The sequence below is a fragment of the Nitrospira sp. T9 genome (genome assembly GCF_052156535.1).
In the GTDB taxonomy this organism is placed as follows: domain Bacteria; phylum Nitrospirota; class Nitrospiria; order Nitrospirales; family UBA8639; genus Nitrospira_E.
This window is the reverse complement of sequence record NZ_JBQKUP010000001.1, coordinates 1-1145: the sequence shown is the minus strand read 5'-3', so window position 1 is coordinate 1145 and position 1145 is coordinate 1. Positions and strand designations below refer to the sequence as shown.

General features: G+C 47.2%; 1 protein-coding gene and 1 pseudogene. Both read right to left on the bottom strand.

The window, feature by feature from the left end; all coding sequences use genetic code 11:
• Positions 1 to 166: 166 nt before the first annotated feature.
• Positions 167 to 586: a response regulator gene (locus ACTRXD_RS00010; RefSeq protein WP_442429838.1), complete on the bottom strand. Its 420-nt coding sequence runs from the start codon at positions 584 to 586 to the stop codon at positions 167 to 169.
• A gap of 178 nt (positions 587 to 764) precedes the next feature.
• Positions 765 to 1145 (bottom strand): annotated as a pseudogene (locus tag ACTRXD_RS00005) (molybdopterin-dependent oxidoreductase); the annotation flags it as partial.

Here is a 1145-nt window from a genome sequence, read left to right as displayed (position 1 = left end):
CCAGACACCGGTTGATGTTAAAGACAAACGCAAACTGCCATTTCGGATGCCGCTCCTCATACGGATACAGCATCTTTCGTCCTAACTGCCAGTTATACACTTCAGGCATTGTCGTCCTCCGTTTCGGTGAAAATTTCGGGGCTAATCAGGCACCGCCAGCCAACGCTCAGGTTGGCAGTCCCCCGGTATCAACCCACCACTCAATTTTTCGTAAATTCCTTAAGGCCATGACCCCGTTCACCATATGACTGAGATTGTGAAGATCTACGGTTTTGATCATGACCTCACAATTCCCTATTTCTTTCATTTTCTGCGGATCTATCCAACCTTCATACGCGGTAAAAATAATGGCTGGAACAGAAGAAAATTTTCGAATGGCATGCACGGTTTCCACCCCATTCATCCCACCCATTTTATAATCCACCAAGATCACATCAGGTTCATCCCTATTATCTCTCAAAAATTCCATCAAGGCCTCTCCCGAATCAAAAGCACGTACCGTGCAATGCAACCGGGAAAGTTTTTTCGCAATATTTAAACGAACCACCTCATCATCATCCACCACAAATACAGAGGGTGTGCTCACCGACGGGTCCTATTACCTGTTTCATCTTGCTTCCCCCAACAGTTTTCATGATAAAAGGCTTACAAGATTTTTTTTAGTTTCAATGATCACCCTAAGAAGAAGGAGGCTGGGGGGAGGTATTCATCATATTTCTTTCTAGACGTCAATATAGAAAAAATATCCCCAGCCTCCAACTCACCTATACTTTGATCTTAATATGATCACCTTTCAGCCATTTGATCATGAACTCATTCTCCTGACCTGGCGTGAACCCGGTTCGAACCGGTTCCCACGGCCCACGTCCGCCAATGCCGCCATCCTCCGCCTTGGTAATCCGGATGAGACATTCCTTCGGCACCGTGTTGACCGCATGGTGATCGATTTCAAAACCCCATTTGAATTTCCATTTATTCGCCATTTTGCCTGGCAACGAGTCCAATTGATGCATCGGCATCAGCCAACTACGGGTAAACGACTGCTGCGCCCCATACCGGAAATTCGATTGATAGCCGGTATCCAGTGCAATCGCCCGTCCGTCCGGCCGGGTTTCATGCCCCTTTACCGACTTCGCCGTGGATAC